Annotated in this window: 22 protein-coding genes and 1 pseudogene; 9 read left to right on the top strand and 14 right to left on the bottom strand. The window is 51.2% G+C overall.

Features of this window, described 5'->3' with window-relative positions:
• Window positions 1-83: 83 nt before the first annotated feature.
• The 3 genes from dgcJ (at window position 84) to FDX09_RS10605 (ending at window position 2,705) form a co-directional block, all read left to right on the top strand.
• Window positions 84-1,574 (top strand): diguanylate cyclase DgcJ, encoded by a 1,491-nt coding sequence (dgcJ, locus tag FDX09_RS10615; protein ID WP_137347173.1) that lies wholly within the window; start codon window positions 84-86, stop codon window positions 1,572-1,574.
• Window positions 1,575-1,618: 44 nt separating this feature from the next.
• The gene (locus FDX09_RS10610; RefSeq protein WP_038640035.1) at window positions 1,619-2,122 is read left to right on the top strand and encodes a YbaK/prolyl-tRNA synthetase associated domain-containing protein; all 504 of its coding nucleotides are present in this window, start codon (window positions 1,619-1,621) and stop codon (window positions 2,120-2,122) included.
• A 136-nt stretch (window positions 2,123-2,258) separates the two neighbouring features.
• The gene (locus tag FDX09_RS10605) at window positions 2,259-2,705 is read left to right on the top strand and encodes a DUF441 domain-containing protein (protein WP_085049524.1); all 447 of its coding nucleotides are present in this window, start codon (window positions 2,259-2,261) and stop codon (window positions 2,703-2,705) included.
• Here the strand turns inward: FDX09_RS10605 and FDX09_RS10600 are convergent.
• Window positions 2,688-3,480, bottom strand: a pseudogene (locus FDX09_RS10600) (helix-turn-helix transcriptional regulator); the annotation flags it as partial. The gene FDX09_RS10605 and the pseudogene FDX09_RS10600 sit on opposite strands and share 18 nt — an antisense overlap.
• 99 nt (window positions 3,481-3,579) lie before the next feature.
• Here FDX09_RS10600 and FDX09_RS10595 point away from each other — a divergent pair.
• Window positions 3,580-4,767: a CynX/NimT family MFS transporter gene (locus FDX09_RS10595; RefSeq protein WP_137347172.1), complete on the top strand. Its 1,188-nt coding sequence runs from the start codon at window positions 3,580-3,582 to the stop codon at window positions 4,765-4,767.
• 37 nt (window positions 4,768-4,804) lie between these two features.
• Here FDX09_RS10595 and FDX09_RS10590 read toward each other — a convergent pair whose 3' ends face one another.
• Window positions 4,805-5,512, bottom strand: a complete 708-nt coding sequence (locus FDX09_RS10590; protein WP_085049526.1) for a CTP synthase — start codon at window positions 5,510-5,512, stop codon at window positions 4,805-4,807.
• Between the two features lie 198 nt (window positions 5,513-5,710).
• Between FDX09_RS10590 and FDX09_RS10585 the strand changes: the two genes are divergently transcribed.
• Entirely contained in the window at window positions 5,711-6,058 is a 348-nt protein-coding gene (locus tag FDX09_RS10585) for a DUF488 domain-containing protein (protein WP_137347171.1), read from the top strand.
• Window positions 6,059-6,065: 7 nt separating this feature from the next.
• On the opposite strand, the gene FDX09_RS10580 is transcribed toward FDX09_RS10585, so the two are convergent.
• On the bottom strand, window positions 6,066-6,317 hold the full coding sequence (locus FDX09_RS10580) for a DUF333 domain-containing protein (RefSeq protein WP_087857707.1): 252 nt from the start codon (window positions 6,315-6,317) through the stop codon (window positions 6,066-6,068).
• A 186-nt stretch (window positions 6,318-6,503) separates the two neighbouring features.
• Here FDX09_RS10580 and FDX09_RS10575 point away from each other — a divergent pair, with 186 nt between their 5' ends.
• From FDX09_RS10575 to yoaJ, 3 genes are read left to right on the top strand one after another with little or no spacing between them, the layout of a single operon-like run.
• A complete protein-coding gene (locus FDX09_RS10575) occupies window positions 6,504-7,529 on the top strand; it encodes a sensor domain-containing diguanylate cyclase (RefSeq protein WP_137347170.1) in 1,026 nt (341 codons plus the stop codon).
• Window positions 7,530-7,576: 47 nt separating this feature from the next.
• On the top strand, window positions 7,577-7,675 hold the full coding sequence (locus FDX09_RS10570) for a YoaK family small membrane protein (protein ID WP_038640017.1): 99 nt from the start codon (window positions 7,577-7,579) through the stop codon (window positions 7,673-7,675).
• Window positions 7,676-7,677: 2 nt separating this feature from the next.
• Window positions 7,678-7,752 carry a protein YoaJ gene (gene yoaJ, locus FDX09_RS10565; protein ID WP_099530266.1) on the top strand — a complete coding sequence of 25 codons (75 nt, stop codon included), beginning with the start codon at window positions 7,678-7,680 and terminating at the stop codon, window positions 7,750-7,752.
• Window positions 7,753-7,800: 48 nt separating this feature from the next.
• Here the strand turns inward: yoaJ and FDX09_RS10560 are convergent, their stop codons facing one another.
• Window positions 7,801-8,049 (bottom strand): GlsB/YeaQ/YmgE family stress response membrane protein, encoded by a 249-nt coding sequence (locus FDX09_RS10560; protein ID WP_005120370.1) that lies wholly within the window; start codon window positions 8,047-8,049, stop codon window positions 7,801-7,803.
• A 362-nt stretch (window positions 8,050-8,411) separates the two neighbouring features.
• On the opposite strand from FDX09_RS10560, the gene fdhF reads away from it, so the two are divergent.
• The gene (fdhF, locus tag FDX09_RS10555; protein WP_038640011.1) at window positions 8,412-10,559 is read left to right on the top strand and encodes a formate dehydrogenase subunit alpha; all 2,148 of its coding nucleotides are present in this window, start codon (window positions 8,412-8,414) and stop codon (window positions 10,557-10,559) included.
• Between the two features lie 52 nt (window positions 10,560-10,611).
• Here fdhF and FDX09_RS10550 read toward each other — a convergent pair whose 3' ends face one another.
• From FDX09_RS10550 to FDX09_RS10505, 10 genes are all read right to left on the bottom strand, one after another.
• Complete coding sequence (locus FDX09_RS10550) at window positions 10,612-11,256, bottom strand: hypothetical protein (protein ID WP_085049529.1); 645 nt, start codon at window positions 11,254-11,256, stop codon at window positions 10,612-10,614.
• A gap of 218 nt (window positions 11,257-11,474) precedes the next feature.
• Window positions 11,475-11,657, bottom strand: coding sequence for a DUF1869 domain-containing protein (locus tag FDX09_RS10545; RefSeq protein ID WP_003832433.1), 183 nt, complete (start codon window positions 11,655-11,657; stop codon window positions 11,475-11,477).
• 3 nt (window positions 11,658-11,660) lie between these two features.
• Window positions 11,661-12,023 (bottom strand): DUF1971 domain-containing protein YeaR, encoded by a 363-nt coding sequence (yeaR, locus tag FDX09_RS10540; RefSeq protein ID WP_038640001.1) that lies wholly within the window; start codon window positions 12,021-12,023, stop codon window positions 11,661-11,663.
• A gap of 173 nt (window positions 12,024-12,196) precedes the next feature.
• The gene (leuE, locus tag FDX09_RS10535; RefSeq protein WP_032940118.1) at window positions 12,197-12,835 is read right to left on the bottom strand and encodes a leucine efflux protein LeuE; all 639 of its coding nucleotides are present in this window, start codon (window positions 12,833-12,835) and stop codon (window positions 12,197-12,199) included.
• A 138-nt stretch (window positions 12,836-12,973) separates the two neighbouring features.
• The gene (zinT, locus tag FDX09_RS10530) at window positions 12,974-13,624 is read right to left on the bottom strand and encodes a metal-binding protein ZinT (protein WP_137347169.1); all 651 of its coding nucleotides are present in this window, start codon (window positions 13,622-13,624) and stop codon (window positions 12,974-12,976) included.
• An 88-nt stretch (window positions 13,625-13,712) separates the two neighbouring features.
• Window positions 13,713-14,303, bottom strand: coding sequence for an ATP-binding cassette domain-containing protein (locus FDX09_RS10525; protein WP_137347168.1), 591 nt, complete (start codon window positions 14,301-14,303; stop codon window positions 13,713-13,715).
• The gene (locus tag FDX09_RS10520) at window positions 14,287-15,081 is read right to left on the bottom strand and encodes an ATP-binding cassette domain-containing protein (protein WP_087857710.1); all 795 of its coding nucleotides are present in this window, start codon (window positions 15,079-15,081) and stop codon (window positions 14,287-14,289) included. The genes FDX09_RS10525 and FDX09_RS10520 overlap by 17 nt, the downstream gene beginning before the upstream one ends.
• Entirely contained in the window at window positions 15,075-15,887 is an 813-nt protein-coding gene (locus FDX09_RS10515) for an ABC transporter permease (RefSeq protein WP_069324310.1), read from the bottom strand. The genes FDX09_RS10520 and FDX09_RS10515 overlap by 7 nt, the downstream gene beginning before the upstream one ends.
• Window positions 15,877-16,851, bottom strand: a complete 975-nt coding sequence (locus FDX09_RS10510; protein ID WP_085049564.1) for an ABC transporter permease — start codon at window positions 16,849-16,851, stop codon at window positions 15,877-15,879. The genes FDX09_RS10515 and FDX09_RS10510 overlap by 11 nt, the downstream gene beginning before the upstream one ends.
• Window positions 16,851-18,437 carry an ABC transporter substrate-binding protein gene (locus FDX09_RS10505; protein ID WP_137347167.1) on the bottom strand — a complete coding sequence of 529 codons (1,587 nt, stop codon included), beginning with the start codon at window positions 18,435-18,437 and terminating at the stop codon, window positions 16,851-16,853. The genes FDX09_RS10510 and FDX09_RS10505 overlap by 1 nt, the downstream gene beginning before the upstream one ends.
• Window positions 18,438-18,447: the final 10 nt, after the last annotated feature.

The raw sequence follows: 18,447 nt of genomic DNA, 5'->3' as shown, positions 1-18,447 counted from the left end.
AATGGTTTATCCCGCCGCTTCGTTAGAGCGAATGTGGAGCATGTGGTAAAATCGCATCTCTAACCTATGGGCTGTAATTCATTATGAAGTTGCATCATAAAGCGCTCAGGCTCTTTATCTCAGTCAGCGTTGTTGTTTTGACATCTTCTTTTTTAGTTTATGAACTCATTGCCAGCGATAAGGCAATGAATGCCTATATGCGCTATATCAATGAGAAAGCCGACTCCTCCTTTCTCTATGATAAGTACACCAATCAGAGTATTGCAGCCCATCTGATGCGCACATTTTCATCCCCTAAGGGACCCGCATCTGTCGAACAACAAAAAGCGTTCTGCGATGCTTTCGATAGCGTTAACGGTACACATGGGCTCAATCTCACAGCGCATAATTATCTGCCATTACACGGTACGTTGCAGACCACCTCTACGAAATGTAACGGGCAACTTGAAGACGTATTCCTGTTACCCTCTTTTGACCGGGCGGTGAACGTCAATCGCCTGCAAAAGGATTATGGGCAGGGATTAGGGACGCTGGAGTATAAATTTCGCTACTACGTCGATCTGAAAAATAACTACGTCTATTTCTATGACCTGATCGATTCACGGAAATTTGCGATACACAACTGGACATTTTTGCAAAAAGGCTCGCTGGGAATCGATCAGAATGATATTGACGGTATTTTCACTGGTCGTACGGTGATCTCCAGTATTTATGAGGATAACCTGACCGAGAAAAAGGTGATGAGTTTTTTAACGCCGGTCTACTATGCCGGTAAGCTAAAAGGCGTGGTGATGGTGGATATTAACAAAGAAAATTTAAAAAATATCTTTTATACCAGCGACCGCCCTCTCGTCTGGCGTTTTCTTAACGTGACGCTCTCGGATATCAGCTCAGGAAAAGAGATTATTGTTCACCAAAGTGAGACCCATTTATTCCGCTACGTTCACTACGAAAAGGACATCCCTGGCGGCATACGCGTTACGTTATCTCTTGATTTTATGTACTTTATCGTCTCATCATGGAAAATATTCGCCTTTTATCTTCTGGCAACGATATTGCTGCTGAATATGGTCAGAACTCATTTTCGGTTGTATCACAACGTCACGCGGGAAAATATCAGCGATGCGATGACCGGACTCTATAACCGTAAAATTTTGACGCCGATGCTCGAACAGCGTTTGCAGCAGTTGGTCAACACGGGAACCCTCGTGACCTTTATCGCCATTGATTGCGATAAGCTTAAAGTCATTAATGACACATTGGGGCATAAGGAAGGCGATCGCATTATCACCCTTCTGGCTAAAGCCATTCAAACCTCGATTCGCAAAAGCGACTATGCCATCCGACTCGGCGGGGATGAATTTTGCATTATCCTCATCGATCATCCCAGTGAATTAACGCACCGCGTGCTGGAACGGATTCGCTACAACTTACAAATTATTGCGCAAGATATATCAATCAGCTTCTCTGCCGGGATTTATAATATGCAGCCAAACGACACCATTGATGATGCTTACAAAGCATCGGATGCCCAACTCTATCTGAACAAACAGAAAAAACGCACCGATGCGTAATCATTTTTCAGCCAGGATTTTCATTGTTGTACCAGGAGCAAGTCATGACGGAAGTGAACAAAGGTAACGCAACGCATCAGCGTTTAATTTCGTTATTATCAGAACAAGGCGCGACGTATCGCGTGGTTAGCCATGAAGCCGTCGGCAAATGTGAAGCGGTCTCTGAAATTCGCGGTACTGCACTGGGCCAGGGCGCAAAAGCGCTGGTCTGTAAAGTGAAGGGTAACGGCGTTAATCAGCATGTTCTGGCGATTCTCTCTGCCGACCAGCAGGCCGACCTGAGCCTGTTGGCCGGCCATATCGGCGGGTTGAGAGCGTCGCTCGCCAGCCCGGCGGAAGTCGATGAACTGACGGGTTGCGTATTTGGCGCCATCCCACCATTTAGTTTCCATCCGAATCTCAAACTGGTCGCCGATCCGCTGTTGTTTGAACGTTTTACTGAAATTGCGTTCAATGCCGGAATGCTGGAAAAATCCGTGATCATGGATACTGCTGATTACCTGCGAATTGCGCAACCGGAATTAATTTCGTTCCGCCGCGTTCAATAACAGCCGAGTTAGCAGTAAATAACGCCGCATCGTGCATTAGCTCAAAAAAATCATAATTATTAAATAAAGCCTGTTCCGTCACGCGTTTACGCGTACAGTAAGCAGGCTTATTTTTTCTTTTGGCAAGGAAACTACGATGTTTGATGTCACTTTGCTGATCCTCCTCGGACTGGCAGCTCTGGGCTTTGTCAGCCACAACACCACTGTCGCTGTTTCAATTCTGGTGCTGATCATCGTCCGTGTAACCCCTCTGAATACGTTCTTTCCGTGGATTGAAAAACAGGGACTGACCATCGGGATTATTATTCTGACTATCGGCGTAATGGCACCGATCGCCAGCGGAACGCTACCGCCCTCCACGCTCATTCACTCCTTTGTAAACTGGAAATCACTGGTCGCGATTGCCGTCGGCGTGGTTGTCTCCTGGCTTGGCGGGCGCGGCGTCACGCTGATGGGCAGCCAGCCCCAGCTTGTGGCCGGTTTACTGGTCGGTACGGTACTGGGCGTGGCGCTGTTTCGCGGCGTACCGGTGGGGCCGCTTATTGCAGCAGGTCTGGTCTCGTTGATTGTTGGGAAGCAGTAGCAAGTCAGCTCAGATAACGGCCTGGGGTCTGCCCCAGGCCTTTTTTGAACATCGTGATAAATGCGGTGGTTGAATCATAACCGAGCATTTGCGCGACCTGCTGCACATTATGACCATCGATCAGCGCCTGCAGCGCCAGAATCAACTGCAACTGATGACGCCAGCGGCGAAAGCTCAATCCCGTTTCCTTGACGACCAGCCGGGCAAGGTTGCGCTCACTCATCGCAAATACGTCGGCCCACTGCCCCAGCGTCTGCCATTGGGCAGGCTCTCGCGCCATTGTCGCGACCATTCTGCGGATTTTCGGATGATCGGAAACCGGTAACTGCAGTTGCTCCTGCGGCTGCTGCGGGAGTTCATCAAACAACACCTGCGTCAGTCGCTGAGTTGACGGTTCCAGTCGTTGGTCGTCCGTTTTCGACGCCAGCGAGAGAATGAGCTCCCGGCACAAGGGAGATATCTTTAGCGTACAACAACGCTCAGGCATCACGACGGCATGAGGTTCAATAAACAAGAAACACAATTGTGCGCCTACGGTTACATGGTTACTGTGCGGAATTTCACCAGGGATCCACACCGCATATTGGGGAGGTACCATCCACATGGCATTTTCGACCTCGCAGGTAATCGCGCCATGCAAAGCCAGAATCAACTGCCCCTTACGATGCTGATGCAGCGGACTAAAGAGTTCATCTTCCCGGGCCTGAATGCAGAACGCCACCGCGGCATCATGGTGAAGGTCAGGTTCATACCCATCCAATCTTAGTCCCAACATAAGAATGTCCGATTTTAGCGATAAACTGTCATTTTAGCTTGATTCACTCATGGCGTAAAAACGCTAAGGTATCGCCTCGCCTGACAAGATGAGAAAAAAATGATAAATACGCCTTCCTCCCGCGGTAAAAACGCTGCTTTGCTGATCGCGGGTATCCTGATGATTGCCACCACGCTGCGCGTTACCTTTACCGGCGCCGCCCCGCTGTTAGATGCAATTCGTGCCGACTACGGTCTGAGTACCGCCCAAACGGGACTGTTGACCACCCTTCCGCTGCTGGCCTTCGCGCTGGTATCCCCTCTGGCCGCAGCCGTTGCGCGCCGCTGGGGCATCGAACGCAGCCTGTTTGCCGCTATGCTGCTGATTTGCGCAGGTATTACGATACGCTCGCTGCCCTCACCGGGATTGCTGTTTAGCGGAACCGCTATCATCGGGTGCGGAATAGCCCTGGGAAATGTCCTGTTGCCAGGGCTGATTAAGCGTGATTATGCCCAGCATGTGGCAAAACTTACTGGCGCTTACTCGCTGACCATGGGCGCAGCGGCGGCGCTGGGTTCAGCCATGGTTGTTCCGCTGGCGTTAAATGGATTTGGCTGGCGCGGCGCACTGATGGTACTGATGGTTTTTCCGCTGCTGGCGCTGGTTATCTGGTTGCCCCAGTGTCGTCAGACGGGCAATGCCAGCCTGAGTAACTCACGCGCATTACATTCCCGTGCTATCTGGCGCTCCGGCCTCGCCTGGCAGGTGACCCTGTTTCTGGGAATCAACTCGCTTATCTATTACGTGATCATCGGCTGGTTGCCCGCCATTTTAATCAGCCACGGCTACAGCGAGGCGCAGGCCGGTTCGTTGCACGGTTTACTGCAACTGGCGACCGCCGCGCCAGGGTTATTGATTCCCCTCGTCCTGAACAGATTTAAGGATCAGCGTGCCATCGCCGCCCTGGTTTCAGTAATGTGCGCCGTTGGCGCGGCGGGATTTGCCATAATGCCCGACCAGGCTTTACTGTGGACCATTCTGTTTGGCTTTGGCTCAGGTGCGACCATGATCCTCGGCTTGACCTTCATTGGCCTGCGCGCAAGTTCCGCACATCAGGCCGCGGCGTTGTCCGGAATGGCGCAGTCTGTCGGCTATTTACTGGCCGCCTGCGGGCCGCCCTTGATGGGTAAAATTCACGACCTCAACGGTAGCTGGCTGATTCCATTAGCGGGTGTCGCCGTGTTAGCGATGCTGATGGCCATGTTTGGTCTGTGCGCTGGGCGCGATCGGGAGATCGCGAACGCATAATGTAGCGGGCAGGTTAGCTAACCTCCTGCCCGGCATTTTATCCCCGCGCCGCGCGGAGCATCGCCTGGACTAACGGCACGGGTTTTCCCGCCAGCGCGCCACGTTCATGTTGAAAGAGTGTGCCAACAAAGAAAGGATGCGTTACCAGTTCAATGGCGCGAATATCCCCGGCGTCATCCCAACCGGTCACCCGGAGATCGCCGCTCTCAAGCTCGGTGGCAAAAGCGTCCGACACACCATAGTTGCAGTGATACCCCTCCGTGATAGCATCGCGTCCATAGGCTTTCGCAATCAGCGTATTGGCCCGGAGCTCAATATCATCCGTTTTTTCAACCAACGAGCAGGTCAACGGCGCGATCACCATTCGCCCAGCGGTATCCGTTTCAGCATGCGCGGCATCACTCCAGCCCAGTACGTTTCGGGCATACTCCAGTATGGCGTGTTGGAAACCACCACAGGTGCCTAAAAATGGAATGCTGTTCTCGCGTGCGTAGCGTATCGCAATCAGCGCCCCTTCCGGGTGTCGATAGGGGCTGCCTGGCACGACCCAGATGGCATCATAGCCAATCAGGTCTTCACGGCTATTGATATCAGAAGTGGTTAGCCAGTCATAATCAGCCACTAACTCCAGCACGGCAGCAGCATCATCAATGGCAAGGGGAATCGCCTGGTGCGCCACAATATCGGGGTTGTAATCGCCCACCAGCGCAATGCGAAGCGTATCTTTTATCGGGGAAATGTCCATTAAGGTTTCCTTATGTCCAGACAATAAGAGACAACATAAGGAGCCTCAGCCTACCGACTTTTCATCGGTATCACAATCCCTTAAATTGGGAGTCCAGGCTGGCAAAATGCTATAATGGTCACGTTTTAGGATCTTATTTAACCGTCATAAAAATGATGCTAAATACCAACGCGGCGGCTTAATGGAGCGGATGAAAAGATGAATATTCAGTGTAAACGCGTGTATGACCCGGCAGAAACAAGCGATGGTTATCGCGTTCTGGTCGACCGGTTGTGGCCACGGGGGATAAAAAAGACCGACCTTGCTTTCAATGAATGGAATAAAGCGCTGACGCCGTCATCAGATTTACGTAAAGCATTCCACGCAGAGCTGATTGATTTTTCTCACTTCTCCCAGCAGTACCGTAGCGAACTGGCCCAACGGCAGCAGGAAGGGAAGCGCCTCGCAGAAATTGCCCGGCAGCAAACCTTAACGCTACTGTATGCGGCGAAGAATACTCAGCAAAACCACGCGCTGGTGCTGGCTGAATGGCTACGTCAATGCTAACAGTGGATCACTTTCCCGCTGCCGGATGATCTCTACGCCAGAGTTCCCATTCATCTATCACTTCCCCTCCGGGGAGTTTGCAGTCAGACCTTACCCCTTGCGGAGTCTGCACCGCAATCAGCGAGCCGCCCTTTTGTTCGCAATACACCGATGCCGGATTCGCCATACCAATTTTCGGCGGCATTGGCGCTTCCGGTTGTGGGGTACTACACCCTGCCAGTACCAGCATGCCGGGCAAAATAACAGACGCCAGTTTCATATCAACTCCTGCTAAGAACGTTATCCGGCAAGATTACCCCGACTCCTCATATATCTCCATGTTTTACCACCGGGTTTCAATTTTATGTTTACATTTTAACCGGGAGCACGTGTTTCATCTTTCACCTTGATGTTCTATCATGCGGGCAACGCCAGCCTTGTCATTACTCAGGAGTATTTACACCTCATGTCGGACATGATCCTCGCCAGAGTCTCACAATCCTTAGCCACGGAGCAGTCTGTTGAGAGTCTGGTTCGGCAACTTCTGGAGATGCTGGAGGTGGTGACAGAGATGGAATCAACCTATTTAACCAAGGTCGATTTAGATGCTCGCCTGCAGCATATTTTGTACGCGCGCAATAGCAAACAAATGCAGATCCCGGAAGGGCTGTCCGTCCCGTGGGATGAGACGCTATGCAAACGCGCCATCGAAGATAACTGTCTGTACAGCGACAACGTGCCCGCACGCTGGCCGGAATGCAGCGCAGCCCGTGCGCTGGAAATCACTACGTTTCTCAGCACGCCTGTTCATCTTCCGGACGGAACGTTTTACGGTACGCTCTGCGCCACCAGTCGCCGCCAGCAGGCATTGAGCGAGCGAGGTGAACAGGTGCTGAATCTGTTTGCCGGCCTGATCGCCCAGTCTATTCAAAAAGAGTCGCTGGTCGCTCAGTTACGCGAAGCCAACGCCGCGCTGATTGCGTATTCCTACACCGATGCGCTGACCGGGTTACCGAACCGGCGCTCGATTTTTGAAAATGTTGAAACCCTATTTTCGCTTGCCCGACATCTCCGGCAGAAGGTCGTCGTTGCCTATATTGATTTGGATGATTTCAAACTGATTAATGACCGCTTTGGTCATGAAGTTGGCGACCAGTTCCTGATCCAGATCGGACAGCGCCTGCTCCACGAATGCAGCGACAATGATATCCTTGGTCGACTGGGCGGTGACGAATTTTTAGTCGTTAGCCTGTCGCCGGAAGATGAAAGCGATCGGTGTGAGCGCCTGCAAAAGGTGAAAAATCAGCTGCAACAGCGCATTTGCGGCGACTATCACTTGGGCAGCGTCCATCTGTTTTATCCTGGCGCCAGCCTGGGCGTGGTGGAAATTGATCCGCATGAGACCGATGTAAACTGTGCGCTCCACATGGCAGACAGCGCAATGTACAAAGATAAAAAGCGACAGGGTAAAACCACTTTTGTCGTACATTAAGCCCTGCTATGCTGGCTCGTCTTTAAATAACTCTGGCAGATAATCCTATGCGACTCGGTATTATTTTCCCCGTCATTATTTTCATTTCCGCTGTCGTTTTCTTATCCTGGTTTTTTGTTGGCGGCTACGCTGCGCCGGGAGCATAACGATGAAAAAAACAACGCTCATTATGATTGGCGTGGCTATCATCGTGGTTCTGGGAACGGAACTGGGCTGGTGGTAACTAATAAAAAGGCCACATATCAGTGGCCTTTCCTCTCTGTATATTGAATTAGCTTTTGATCTTTCTGTAGATAAACAGCACCACGATCGCGCCGATAACCGCTACGACGAAACTGCCGAAGTTGAAACCATCAACTTTGCCAAAGCCAAAGAAGGTACTGATCCAGCCGCCAACCACCGCACCAACAACCCCCAAGATAATGGTCATAAAGAATCCGCCGCCATCTTTACCCGGCATAATCCATTTTGCCAAAATCCCCGCGATAAGACCGAAAATCACCCATGAAATAATGCCCATTATTTTCCTCACTTATGTTTTTAAGTTAACGATTGACTCGTTGTATAAAAGCATAGCATAGCGCTGAAAAATTATAATTTGTGATCGGCATCACCTGTAATTTTCATCTTTTTCTGATGTTTCATAGAGTTAGACCAACGACAAAAAGGTGATATTTATGACGCTTCTCGTCAATAGTGACGAATCGACAGTCATTCCTCTCTGCTCTCTGGGCAGCACCCCCTGCCAATGCTGGGTTTTCATTTTTGGCATGCTTTATGCTTTAACAACCCGTCACTACGACACATCGTAGCCCGTGATATCTATTCACGTGGCTTCGTCTACAATTCGCGCTATTTCAGCATTTAACAGGTCTGTTATTGATGAAAAAAATCACCAGTGTATGCCCATACTGTGGGGCCGGGTGCAAGCTCAAGCTTGTTGTTGAAAATAACAAAATCATCCGCGCCGAAGCCGCTGAGGGTGTAACGAACCAAAATCAGCTATGCCTGAAAGGCTATTATGGTTGGGACTTTCTGAACGACACCCGCCTTCTGACTCCCCGTCTGACTCGCCCGATGATCCGTTATGAAAAAGGTGGAAAATTCACTCCCGTTAGCTGGGATGAGGCCATTCGTTACACCGCTAAACGCTTATCTGAAATCAAAAATACTTATGGTCCTCGCGCCATCATGACGACAGGTTCCTCCCGGGGAACAGGCAATGAGACCAACTACGTGATGCAAAAATTCGCCCGTGGGGTGCTCAACACCAACAATGTCGACTGCTGTGCCCGTGTCTGTCACGGCCCTTCCGTTGCGGGTCTACAGGAAACGCTGGGCAATGGCGCAATGAGCAACTCCATCAGCGACATTGAAAACTCAAAATGCCTGCTCATCTTTGGTTATAACTGCGCGGACTCACACCCCATAGTGGCCCGTCGGGTGATTAAAGCTCGTCAGAACGGCGCGAAAATCATTGTTTGCGACCCTCGCCGTATTGAAACCGCCCGTATCGCCGATCAGCATTTGCAGTTAAAAAATGGCTGCAACATGGCGCTGGTCAACGCTTTTGGCCATGTGCTTATTGAAGAGCAGCTTTACGATCGCGAGTACGTGCATAAACATGCCGAAGGTCTGGAAACATACTGGGAAACCGTTAAGGACTATGCCCCTGAAGCCGTAGAACATTTAACCGGCGTCCCTGCACAACAGGTTCGTCAGGCGATGCGTACATTTGCCGCGGCGCCATCGGCAACCGTGATGTGGGGGATGGGCGTCACGCAGTTTGGCCAGGCCGTTGATGTGGTGCGTGGACTGTCGAGCCTGGCCTTACTGACCGGGAATCTGGGACGTCCAAACGTCGGCGTTGGCCCGGTACGCGGGCAAAATAACGTGCAGGGCGCATGTGATATGGGCGTACTGCCTAACCAGTTTCCGGGGTATCAGGACGTGACCGATTTTGCCGTCAGAGAGAAATTCGCCACCGCCTGGGGGATTGACGTTAATCAGATGGATGACAAGGTCGGAACGCGCATCACCGAAGTTCCGCATCTGGCGATTGAGGGCAAAATAAAAGCCTACTACATCATGGGTGAGGATCCGCTGCAAACCGAGGCTGATTTGGGGCTGGTCCGGGAAGGATTTAACGCGCTCGATTTTATCGTCGTGCAGGATATCTTCATGACCAAAACGGCAGAGATGGCCGACGTCCTGTTGCCTGCAACATCATGGGGCGAACACGGTGGTGTCTTTACCTGCGCCGATCGTGGCTTCCAGCGTTTTGAGAAAGCGATTGAACCCCACGGGGATGTTAAACGTGACTGGGAAATTATCAGTCTGTTGGCCAGCGAAATGGGCTATCCAATGCAGTATCAAAATAATCAGCAAATCTGGGATGAGATGCGCGAACTGTGCCCGCTATTCTATGGCGTGACCTATGAGAAAATGGGTGAGATGGGCCATGTTCAGTGGCCTTGTCCGGATCTCGATCACCCGGGCACACCGTATCTTTACGCACACAGCCAGTTTGATACCGCGAATGGCAAAGGCAAACTGTTTGCCGCTCCGTGGCGCGCTCCTGCTGAAGTCCCTGATGAGAACTATCCGCTGGTGTTGTGTACTGTGCGCGAGGTCGGACACTACTCCTGCCGCTCCATGACCGGCAACTGCGCGGCATTACAGGCGCTGGCTGATGAGCCAGGGTATGTTCAAATCAACACCGATGATGCAGAAAAACTGGGTATCCGTCATCGTGACCTGGTGTGGGTAAGCTCGCGCCGAGGCAAGGTCATCAGCCGTGCGGATGTATCTGAGCGTATTAATGCCGGCACAGTGTATATGACCTATCAATGGTGGATTGGCGCGTGTAATGAACTAACGCAGGATAACCTTGATCCGATCTCGAAAACGCCGGAAACCAAATATTGTGCTGTCAAAATTGAGCACATTACCGATCAGGGATGGGCGGAGAAGTATGCCGCACAAACGTACAGCGAAATGAAATCACGCTTGTGTGAGGCCATTGCGTAAATTATCGCCCTGACCGCCTGAGTCTGGCCTTCCAGACTCAGGCCTTTTCCAACTACTTCGCCAGATGCGGTTCACTGAAGCAAATAGCGGCAGACTCATGCTGTTTATCCCGCTGCATAAAACCGAGGTTCATCAGAAACAATCCCACCATAAACGGCAGTTCGTACAATTCTTCAATCAAATCGCCGTAACTGGCGTTATGCAAAAAGACAGGCGCCAGCAGGCGATGATGCTCCACTGTATCGGAAATCAAAAATGCGCAGACGGTAATCGCCAGTAGCCACAGCGGTAGGGGTTCATTACGCAAGCGCCGGGCAATATCCTGGCGTAAGTGCTTCGACAGCAGGACCGGCAGAATAATCATCGCAATTAACACGACTGAGATAGCTCTGAACAGCAGTTTAGGATGCTCCGGGAAGTAATCACGGCCCCAACTGGTGCTTCGGCCCAGTAATACCAGCCACCATACCGCCGCCCAAAGCCAAAATTGCTTCTCGCCTGCAGGACGCGATAAAGGCCGGATGTAGCAGAAAGTAAATACAGCACCAAACAATAACCATAGCGCCTGGCCATTTTCAATCCATGTGACAACCGCGCCATTGAGCAGAGGAAGATGCCAGTTTGCGGTGAACGGGATCGCGACGAGGACCAGTCCAAGAATGAATGCGGATAATGTAAGTCGGGTATTCAATTTCATAAGCGCGAAGTTCTGTATTGTTACTATTTCACGATCATAACCCCTATGAATGATCAACTATTAGCAAACGATGCGAATTTCTTAAGGTATTCTTAAGAAATCTTTTTCCGGACTGCGATCTATCCGACGCAAATAAAAAACCGCCCTGCGTTATCAAAATGCAGTGCGGTTTTCGAGTTAAGAATCAATCAGTTCAAGCGGTATCAGAAGTGAAAGCACTACCATCCGCAGACTTCATGCTCATTCTCGGTATCGTATGAACGGACGGTATTGACCAGGTCTTTGACCACTTCTGCCGCGACATCCGGAACCAATAATGTCATCGGCGCTTCGGTCTCGTAATCAACAGACACACCGTTGCTGTTATTGGTTACTGTGACGGTATAGGTTGCTTTGCCCATGATTTACTCCTTGCCAGTGCGCACGACTTTTCGTTGATTTGCACTCTCCATCAGTACTTCCGGGGCAACGAAAAAATCGATATTAAAGTAAGTGTCGTCGGTCATCACTTCGATGTTATGCCATTTTTCCGGCGGAAAAACGCCAAACTGACCGGCCTCAATAACCATCACCTCTACTGGCTCTGGGCTGTGTTCATCTGCGTAGCCGAGATATTTGACCGCCCCCTGCATAACTGACAGTCGAGGATAAACCCCGGCACGGGTGCCTTTATCAAGGTGGCGTTCGAAAATTCCGGCAGGTGCAGTTTGTTTGTTCCAGAACGGAGTTGAGCGTGTATGGATATGATTCTGTGGAATTTGAAGCATCTTTCTTCCCTTTTCCAGTCGACAACCAGCGAGTCTTATTGAACCGCTGCTGTGTACAGAGTACGCCTCAAAATATACATTTAAAATACCATTTATTGGTTATAACCATTAGCTGATATGTGTGGGGAAGAAAAGCTTAATATTGAAGCCCGCCATATTCAGCGGGCCAATGATTACGACTGAAGCGTCGCCAGACGGGCAGCAAAACCAACGAAAATCAGACCGATAAGGGAGTTACCCACCTTAGCCAACTTCTTCTTGGTACGAATGTACTGGGTCACAAACGCGCCGGAAAAAATAAGGAAACTCAGGTAGAAAAAGCTCACTATCTCAAGCGTTATAGCCAGAATAAAGAATGACAGCCCTGAGTGCGGCGCATTGACATCAATGAACTGCACGAAGAACGAAACATAAAACAGAATTGCTTTCGGATTAGTCAGGCTCAGAATTAAGGCGCGCTTAAAAATGGCGCCAAACGGGACTTCCTCAGCCGCGGCGTCGCTTGCCTTTGATTTCAGTGTGGCGTACAGGATCTTCGCACCGAGATACAGCAGATAAAAAGCGCCGAGATAACGAACGATATTAAATAAAACAGGCGTGGTTTTGATCAAGGCGGCAACACCGGCATAGGCCAAAAACATCAACACAGCATCACCGATAAACACACCGCTTGCGGCGAGATAACCGCCCTTCACTCCCCGACCAACGCTATTCTTCAACACAAATATCGTATTTGGCCCGGGAACCAGCACGATAAAAATAGCCCCCACCAGATATGTCCAGTAATTCAGAACTCCATACTCTGCAAACACGTTAACCTCTTCCTGAAAAAACACATGCACTTGCTGCAAGACAATATGCTAACGAATGCGCAAGGGGATGGAAAGAGAAGGTTGTTAATTAAAATACCCGCCACCAGCGGCGGGTATGTACCGTTAACTTAGGCCGGGTTAATGGTGCAGCATCTCATCCACCACCTCTTCGCCTTTCAACTGATAAGGATAGTAGGTAGGCCAGTTCTCCATTTCTTCGAGCAAGGCTGCCTGCGAGGTATTTCCCATAAAAATATGGAAGTGGCTTGACTTGCGCGGAGCAATGATATGATCGCTGAGCTGGACGTATTTAGGCGCTTTGCTATCAGCAGCTTTACACTCAAACAAATAACGTACACCTTTCTTGCCTGATTTATAGTGCAAGATTTTATATCCGGCATAATCGTATTTGCATGATGTAACCTGATTACCGGTATGAAATTCCATCACACCATTTTCAATGCCGATGGTGTCTACGTTAGTTGCATAGCCTTGACGGTAATAATCTTTAATATGTTCTGCCGTTTTGCTTTTATCTTTCTCCGCTTTCTTTTTGAATACCGGATCAAGTTCGCCACTGACCAGATACGGATAGACAGATTGCCACATGCCATCCCAGTCAGTCAGCGCTCTGTTCTGTACCTGATTATCATCAAACACGCCTTCTGACACCTTTTGTTCTGTTTCACTCATCGGAACACCATGGGAATGGTGACCGTGAGCCAAAACCTGACCACTGACCAAAATCATCCCCAGAGCGATTGCCAGTTTTTTAAAATGAATAGCCAAAATTTCACCCTCAAATCGTTTGCGAGTGAAATGTTATAATATAACATAACCATTTAATCAACATCGTAACTTACCGGAACGGGGAAAATCACGGCGTGGGTAGCGCTCGCGTGCAAATCTGATCAAGCAGCGCCTGCTGATGGCTGATAATCAGCATGCCTAACGAGCGACGCTGGCACTCTTCGAGCAGCAGCCCCCAGATATCTCTTTGAATGGAAGGATCGAGCTGAGCGGTAATCTCATCGGCAATAAGAAAACGGGTCCGCGGGTCCAGCGCGCGAAGTATGGCGATTCGCGCCAGTTCACCACCAGAAAGCTGTCCGGGGCGACGGGTTAGCCACTCCGGCTTGATATGCAGACGGATAAGGAGTTCCGCGCCGGGCCGCCAGGCGTCATAAACCGCATCACCGGTGCTACGCCGTGGGTTAAAAGTTAATTCCGGATGCTGCGGTACCAGTTGCACCGGGCAATATTGATGCATCGGTAGCGGCTGGTCATCGATAAGAATGTCGCCCGAGGTCGGCTTTTGCCAGCCCGCCAGCACGCGCCCCAACGTCGTTTTGCCAGTTCCGCTGGGCGCACAAATCCCAATACGCTCACCGGGGTGCAATGAGAAAGAAAGTTTTTGCCACAGCACCTTCCCTCCCTGACGAATCACGACATCACGACAGTACAGCATCGCGCACTCCAAATAATTGATTTCTTTCAGGCAGAGCCCGCCATTGACGTTGCAGATGCTCGCTAATTTCCCCGCGCAACAGCTGTTCACGACTAACATTATCCGACACGCTTCCCTGATACAGCGCGACGATGCGATCCGCATGCTGGGCCGCCAGCGTGAGATCGTGCGTCACCCATAAAACACCAGCCCCTTGCTCACATAAACCACGCAACTGCTCAAGCAGTTGATTAGCCAATGGCGCATCAAGCCAGGCGGTAATTTCGTCAGCCAGAATATAGCGGGCCTGACTCAGCGACGCGTGACAGGCCAGAACGCGTTTCGCCATACCGCCTGAAAGCTGACGCGGGAAGGCATCTAATACGCTGGTTTCCAGTTGACTACGCTGGAGCAATTTTTCTATTTTTCCGGCATTCCAGGTTTGGCCGGAGAGCTGACTTGCTCTGCGCAAATGCTTTTCAATTGAGAGCAGCGGGTTCAGGGCCTGAACGCCTTGCGGGACATAGCTGAAGGTATTGCCCCGACATTCGCGGATGTCATGACTGTTCAGCATTTTGCCATCAAGGGTTATGGCGCCGTGCAGACGCAAATTTTCCGGTAACAGATCGAGCAGACATTGCAGGAGCAGACTTTTCCCTTCACCACTTCCCCCAACTAAGGCCACCATCTGACCGGGCGCAACGTCGAAAGAGATATTCTGCAACATCGGAGACCATTTTCGCGCCCCGAACCAACGATAACGCGCCACGTCCAGCGAGACCTGTCTTAAACTCAACATATGTCACCTCGCAACCATAAACGATGCACTGCCCTCGCGAGCTGATCGAATAACATCACCAGGCTGAATAACATCAGCCCCGGAAACAGCACTAACCACCAGTCCCCATGACTGATAAACCTCAGCGCATCCGCCAGCAGCAGCCCCAGCGACGGTTCATGCGGCGCCAGTCCAAAACCGAGGAAACTCAACGCCGCGCTGTGCAGCACCGCATGAGGGAACATCAGCAATGTCCCCGTGAGCCATTGAGGTAATAATGCCGGTAAATAGTGATGTCGCCAGCAGTAAAAATGACCATGTCCCAGACGCCATGTCAGCGTCAGATAATCGCTATGGGCAACACGTTCGGCCTCTGCACGCAGAATCAGTGCGAGGCGCGGCCAGTGGGTTAGCGCCACTGCCATGATCACCCCACTTTTCCCACCGCCCAGCGTAAAACAAATCAAAATAAGCAGCAGCAGATGCGGCATCGACAGCATGGCATCAGTTATCAGACGCATAAGCACGTCCAGACGTGGATGCAGGCGTGACAACGCCGCCATCATTAACGCAATGAAGCCACTGCACAAGGCCGCGCCGATACCAATTTGCAGACTGGTTAACGCCCCCTGAAAGCAACGCACCCACAGATCGCGACCGAGGTTATCGGTGCCAAACCAGTACAGCGCATCAGGGGGCAGATGACGGGCAAGCAGATTCACATTCAACGGGTTATCCAGCGTGGCCGCGCCATAAACCGCAATGAATAGCAGACAACTAAAAGAGAGCACCAGACGAATAAGCGTCGGCGTCGGATTATAGAGCATCGGGTCGCTCCAGAGCACGGTTCAACACGTGAACAAACCAGGTAGAAAGTGAATTGCCAATAAAAACCAGCACGGTGCTAAACAAGACGATCCCCATCAGTAACGGTAGATCGCCCCGCAAGCCGGCATCAATGGTCGCCTGCCCAAGTCCAGGATAAGCAAAGACCTTTTCTGCCAGCAGCGCGCCCCCCAACAGTTCTCCCAGCGAGGCGAACTGCAGGCACAGCGCGGGCGTGATAGCGTGGCGCAGAACCTGATGGCGTAACAGTGACCAACCTTTGTCGCCCTGAGAGCGCGCAAAACGGACAAATTCGCTCTTCATTACGCTGGCGATACTTTCCCGCGTATGAAGCGTAATCTGCCCCAGCCCCAGTAAACTTAGCGCGCAAACGGGAAGCACCAGATGGCGCAGACGCTCGGTTAGTGTCGCCATATCGCTGTTGTTGCCCGGCTCCCACGCACAGCAGACCGGGAATACCGGCCAACGAACGGCAAATAACGCCAGCAGCAGCATGCCAATCCAGAAGGTCGGTAACGAGGAAAGCAGATAGCTGAGGCGACAAATTGCTTTGTCCGGCCAGCGATTCAGGTAGCGTCCGGCGACAAATCCCATTGCCGTCCCCACTATACCGGAGAGCAGCCATGCGCCGCTAAGCAGCGCAAACGAGGTAGCAAAGCGCTCCTTGATCACGCTGGCAACCGGCGCATTAAACAACATCGAGTACCCGAGATCGCCCTGCAATACCCGTATAAACCAGTTACCAAAACGCTCCCACAGCGGCTGATCCAATCCCCAGCGAGCGGCGATACGTGCATATTGTTCCGGTGGCACGTGCAGGAGATCGTTGCCAATATAAGCACGAATCGGATCGACCGGAGAAAAGCTGAGCAGCACAAAAGTGCCAGCCGCAACCAGCACTAATAACACCATCAGCCGGAGAAAATGGCCTACTACAGACTTCATCAACGGCAGGTCCAGGTCCATTCATCCAGATTATTGAGCAGTGACCAGCTCCCGTGAATTTCCGGTGCGCCTTTGCCTAAGTCAATACATGGATTTGCCAGGTAAGTGTGCTGAATATTCAATAACCATGCCCATGCGGCATCGCCCTGTACACCAGCGCCTTGCTTGCCATCCCACTCAACCTGTTGCCAGAAAGGCAGCGCTTTTTGCCAGTCCGGTGCATCAATAGCCTGTTTGAGATGCTCTTCAACGACAGAATTACTGTAGTAACCGGGGTTGTAATACTCCACGCCCGCAGCCTGATTGCTGTAATGATGGAACAGCTCCATGGGATCCAGGCTTCCCCAGCCAAACAGCGTCGGGTTGGCATGCATATGACGCTCAACGGTTTCCCAGCTTCCGGATTGCAATGATACCTGGATACCCACAGGCTCCAGCATCGCACGTACGGCTTCGGCTAAATCCCGACGCGTACTGTCACCGCTGGCATACCATAAAGTCAGGCGCGCCTCTTTGCCATCTTTCACTCGTACACCGTCTTTACCCACTTTCCAGCCGGCGTCTTCCAGAATTGTCCGTGCTTTTTCGCTGTCGCCATCTTTGAACGCGACTGACTGCCCCTGCCATGGCAGGCCCTGAACCGCGCTATAGGCGGGGATCGCATGACCTTCCATAACCTGATCGGCGAGCTGCTTACGATCAATGGCGTAATTGATGGCGCGTCTGATCGCGACATCGGCTGTAATATCGTTACCAATCGGATAACCATTGGCGTCTTTTTTACCTGCAGGAATCATCGGGAACACAATGCCCCGATTCTCCACGCTGTCGCGCACCCACAGTTTCAAATTCTGCTGCTGAGGGGCGACCGCCATCGAAGGCGCAATACGTACTAATCCCAGTTGCCCACTGCGTGCTGCGGCATAAGCGTTGTCTTCATCAAGGAAAACAAACACCAGCTTACTGAAATCATTTTTCTTACCGGCATACCAGGGATTAGCCTCCACAATCAGCTGCTGCCCAGGCTGGAAACTCACCAACCGATAAGGACCTGCGCCAATCGGATTTTTGGCGAATGTTTTTTCGTTATAAAGCTTTGCCGGAACAATCCCTAAAGATCCCAGCACATTCACAAAGGTGCTCTGCGGGCTGCTCAGCGTCACTTCGACCGTGCGGTTATCTTTCAAACTGGCATGAGCGAAGTTCCCCATGTCAATTTTTCCACCACTTTTTGCTGCTTTGTTATAAGTGAACACAACATCTTCAGCGGTTAGCGGCGACCCATCAGAAAATTTAAGGTCAGGTTTTAACGTCAGCGTCCAGGTTTTGCCGTCAGCACTGGTCACCACCTTCTCCGTCAGCAGGTTTCCCCAGCTCATATCTGCATTTTGTTTTAATAACGGCGCATGCAAAAGCAAATAGCTGCCATGACTCCAGCCCAACATTGGGTCAAACCCTTCCGTTGGCTCCGGTCCAATCGCCAGTTTTAACGTCTGACCTGCGCCCGCATTCTGCGCGGCGAGGAGTGGTGAGGTTAATGCGAGAGTTAATGCACACGTCAGGAGTGCCAGCTTGCCTTTGATCATTATTTTATCC

Origin of the sequence: Citrobacter sp. wls717, assembly GCF_005280955.1 — a bacterium.
GTDB lineage: Bacteria > Pseudomonadota > Gammaproteobacteria > Enterobacterales > Enterobacteriaceae > Citrobacter > Citrobacter werkmanii.
Note: the sequence above shows the minus strand (reverse complement) of the source record. Positions and strands in the feature narration are given on the sequence as shown.

Coding starts and splice junctions, on each gene's coding strand:
- FDX09_RS10570 (WP_038640017.1), top strand. CDS start 7,577: ATGCGACTCGGTATTATTTTCCCCGTCATTATTTTCATTTCCGCTGTC.
- FDX09_RS10595 (WP_137347172.1), top strand. CDS start 3,580: ATGATAAATACGCCTTCCTCCCGCGGTAAAAACGCTGCTTTGCTGATC.
- FDX09_RS10525 (WP_137347168.1), bottom strand. CDS start 14,303: ATGCTGTACTGTCGTGATGTCGTGATTCGTCAGGGAGGGAAGGTGCTG.
- FDX09_RS10545 (WP_003832433.1), bottom strand. CDS start 11,657: ATGGGCAAAGCAACCTATACCGTCACAGTAACCAATAACAGCAACGGT.
- FDX09_RS10590 (WP_085049526.1), bottom strand. CDS start 5,512: ATGGACATTTCCCCGATAAAAGATACGCTTCGCATTGCGCTGGTGGGC.
- fdhF (WP_038640011.1), top strand. CDS start 8,412: ATGAAAAAAATCACCAGTGTATGCCCATACTGTGGGGCCGGGTGCAAG.
- dgcJ (WP_137347173.1), top strand. CDS start 84: ATGAAGTTGCATCATAAAGCGCTCAGGCTCTTTATCTCAGTCAGCGTT.
- FDX09_RS10505 (WP_137347167.1), bottom strand. CDS start 18,437: ATGATCAAAGGCAAGCTGGCACTCCTGACGTGTGCATTAACTCTCGCA.
- FDX09_RS10515 (WP_069324310.1), bottom strand. CDS start 15,887: ATGCTCTATAATCCGACGCCGACGCTTATTCGTCTGGTGCTCTCTTTT.
- FDX09_RS10605 (WP_085049524.1), top strand. CDS start 2,259: ATGTTTGATGTCACTTTGCTGATCCTCCTCGGACTGGCAGCTCTGGGC.
- FDX09_RS10550 (WP_085049529.1), bottom strand. CDS start 11,256: ATGAAATTGAATACCCGACTTACATTATCCGCATTCATTCTTGGACTG.
- FDX09_RS10560 (WP_005120370.1), bottom strand. CDS start 8,049: ATGGGCATTATTTCATGGGTGATTTTCGGTCTTATCGCGGGGATTTTG.
- FDX09_RS10580 (WP_087857707.1), bottom strand. CDS start 6,317: ATGAAACTGGCGTCTGTTATTTTGCCCGGCATGCTGGTACTGGCAGGG.
- FDX09_RS10610 (WP_038640035.1), top strand. CDS start 1,619: ATGACGGAAGTGAACAAAGGTAACGCAACGCATCAGCGTTTAATTTCG.
- FDX09_RS10520 (WP_087857710.1), bottom strand. CDS start 15,081: ATGTTGAGTTTAAGACAGGTCTCGCTGGACGTGGCGCGTTATCGTTGG.
- FDX09_RS10585 (WP_137347171.1), top strand. CDS start 5,711: ATGAATATTCAGTGTAAACGCGTGTATGACCCGGCAGAAACAAGCGAT.
- yeaR (WP_038640001.1), bottom strand. CDS start 12,023: ATGCTTCAAATTCCACAGAATCATATCCATACACGCTCAACTCCGTTC.
- FDX09_RS10575 (WP_137347170.1), top strand. CDS start 6,504: ATGTCGGACATGATCCTCGCCAGAGTCTCACAATCCTTAGCCACGGAG.
- FDX09_RS10510 (WP_085049564.1), bottom strand. CDS start 16,851: ATGAAGTCTGTAGTAGGCCATTTTCTCCGGCTGATGGTGTTATTAGTG.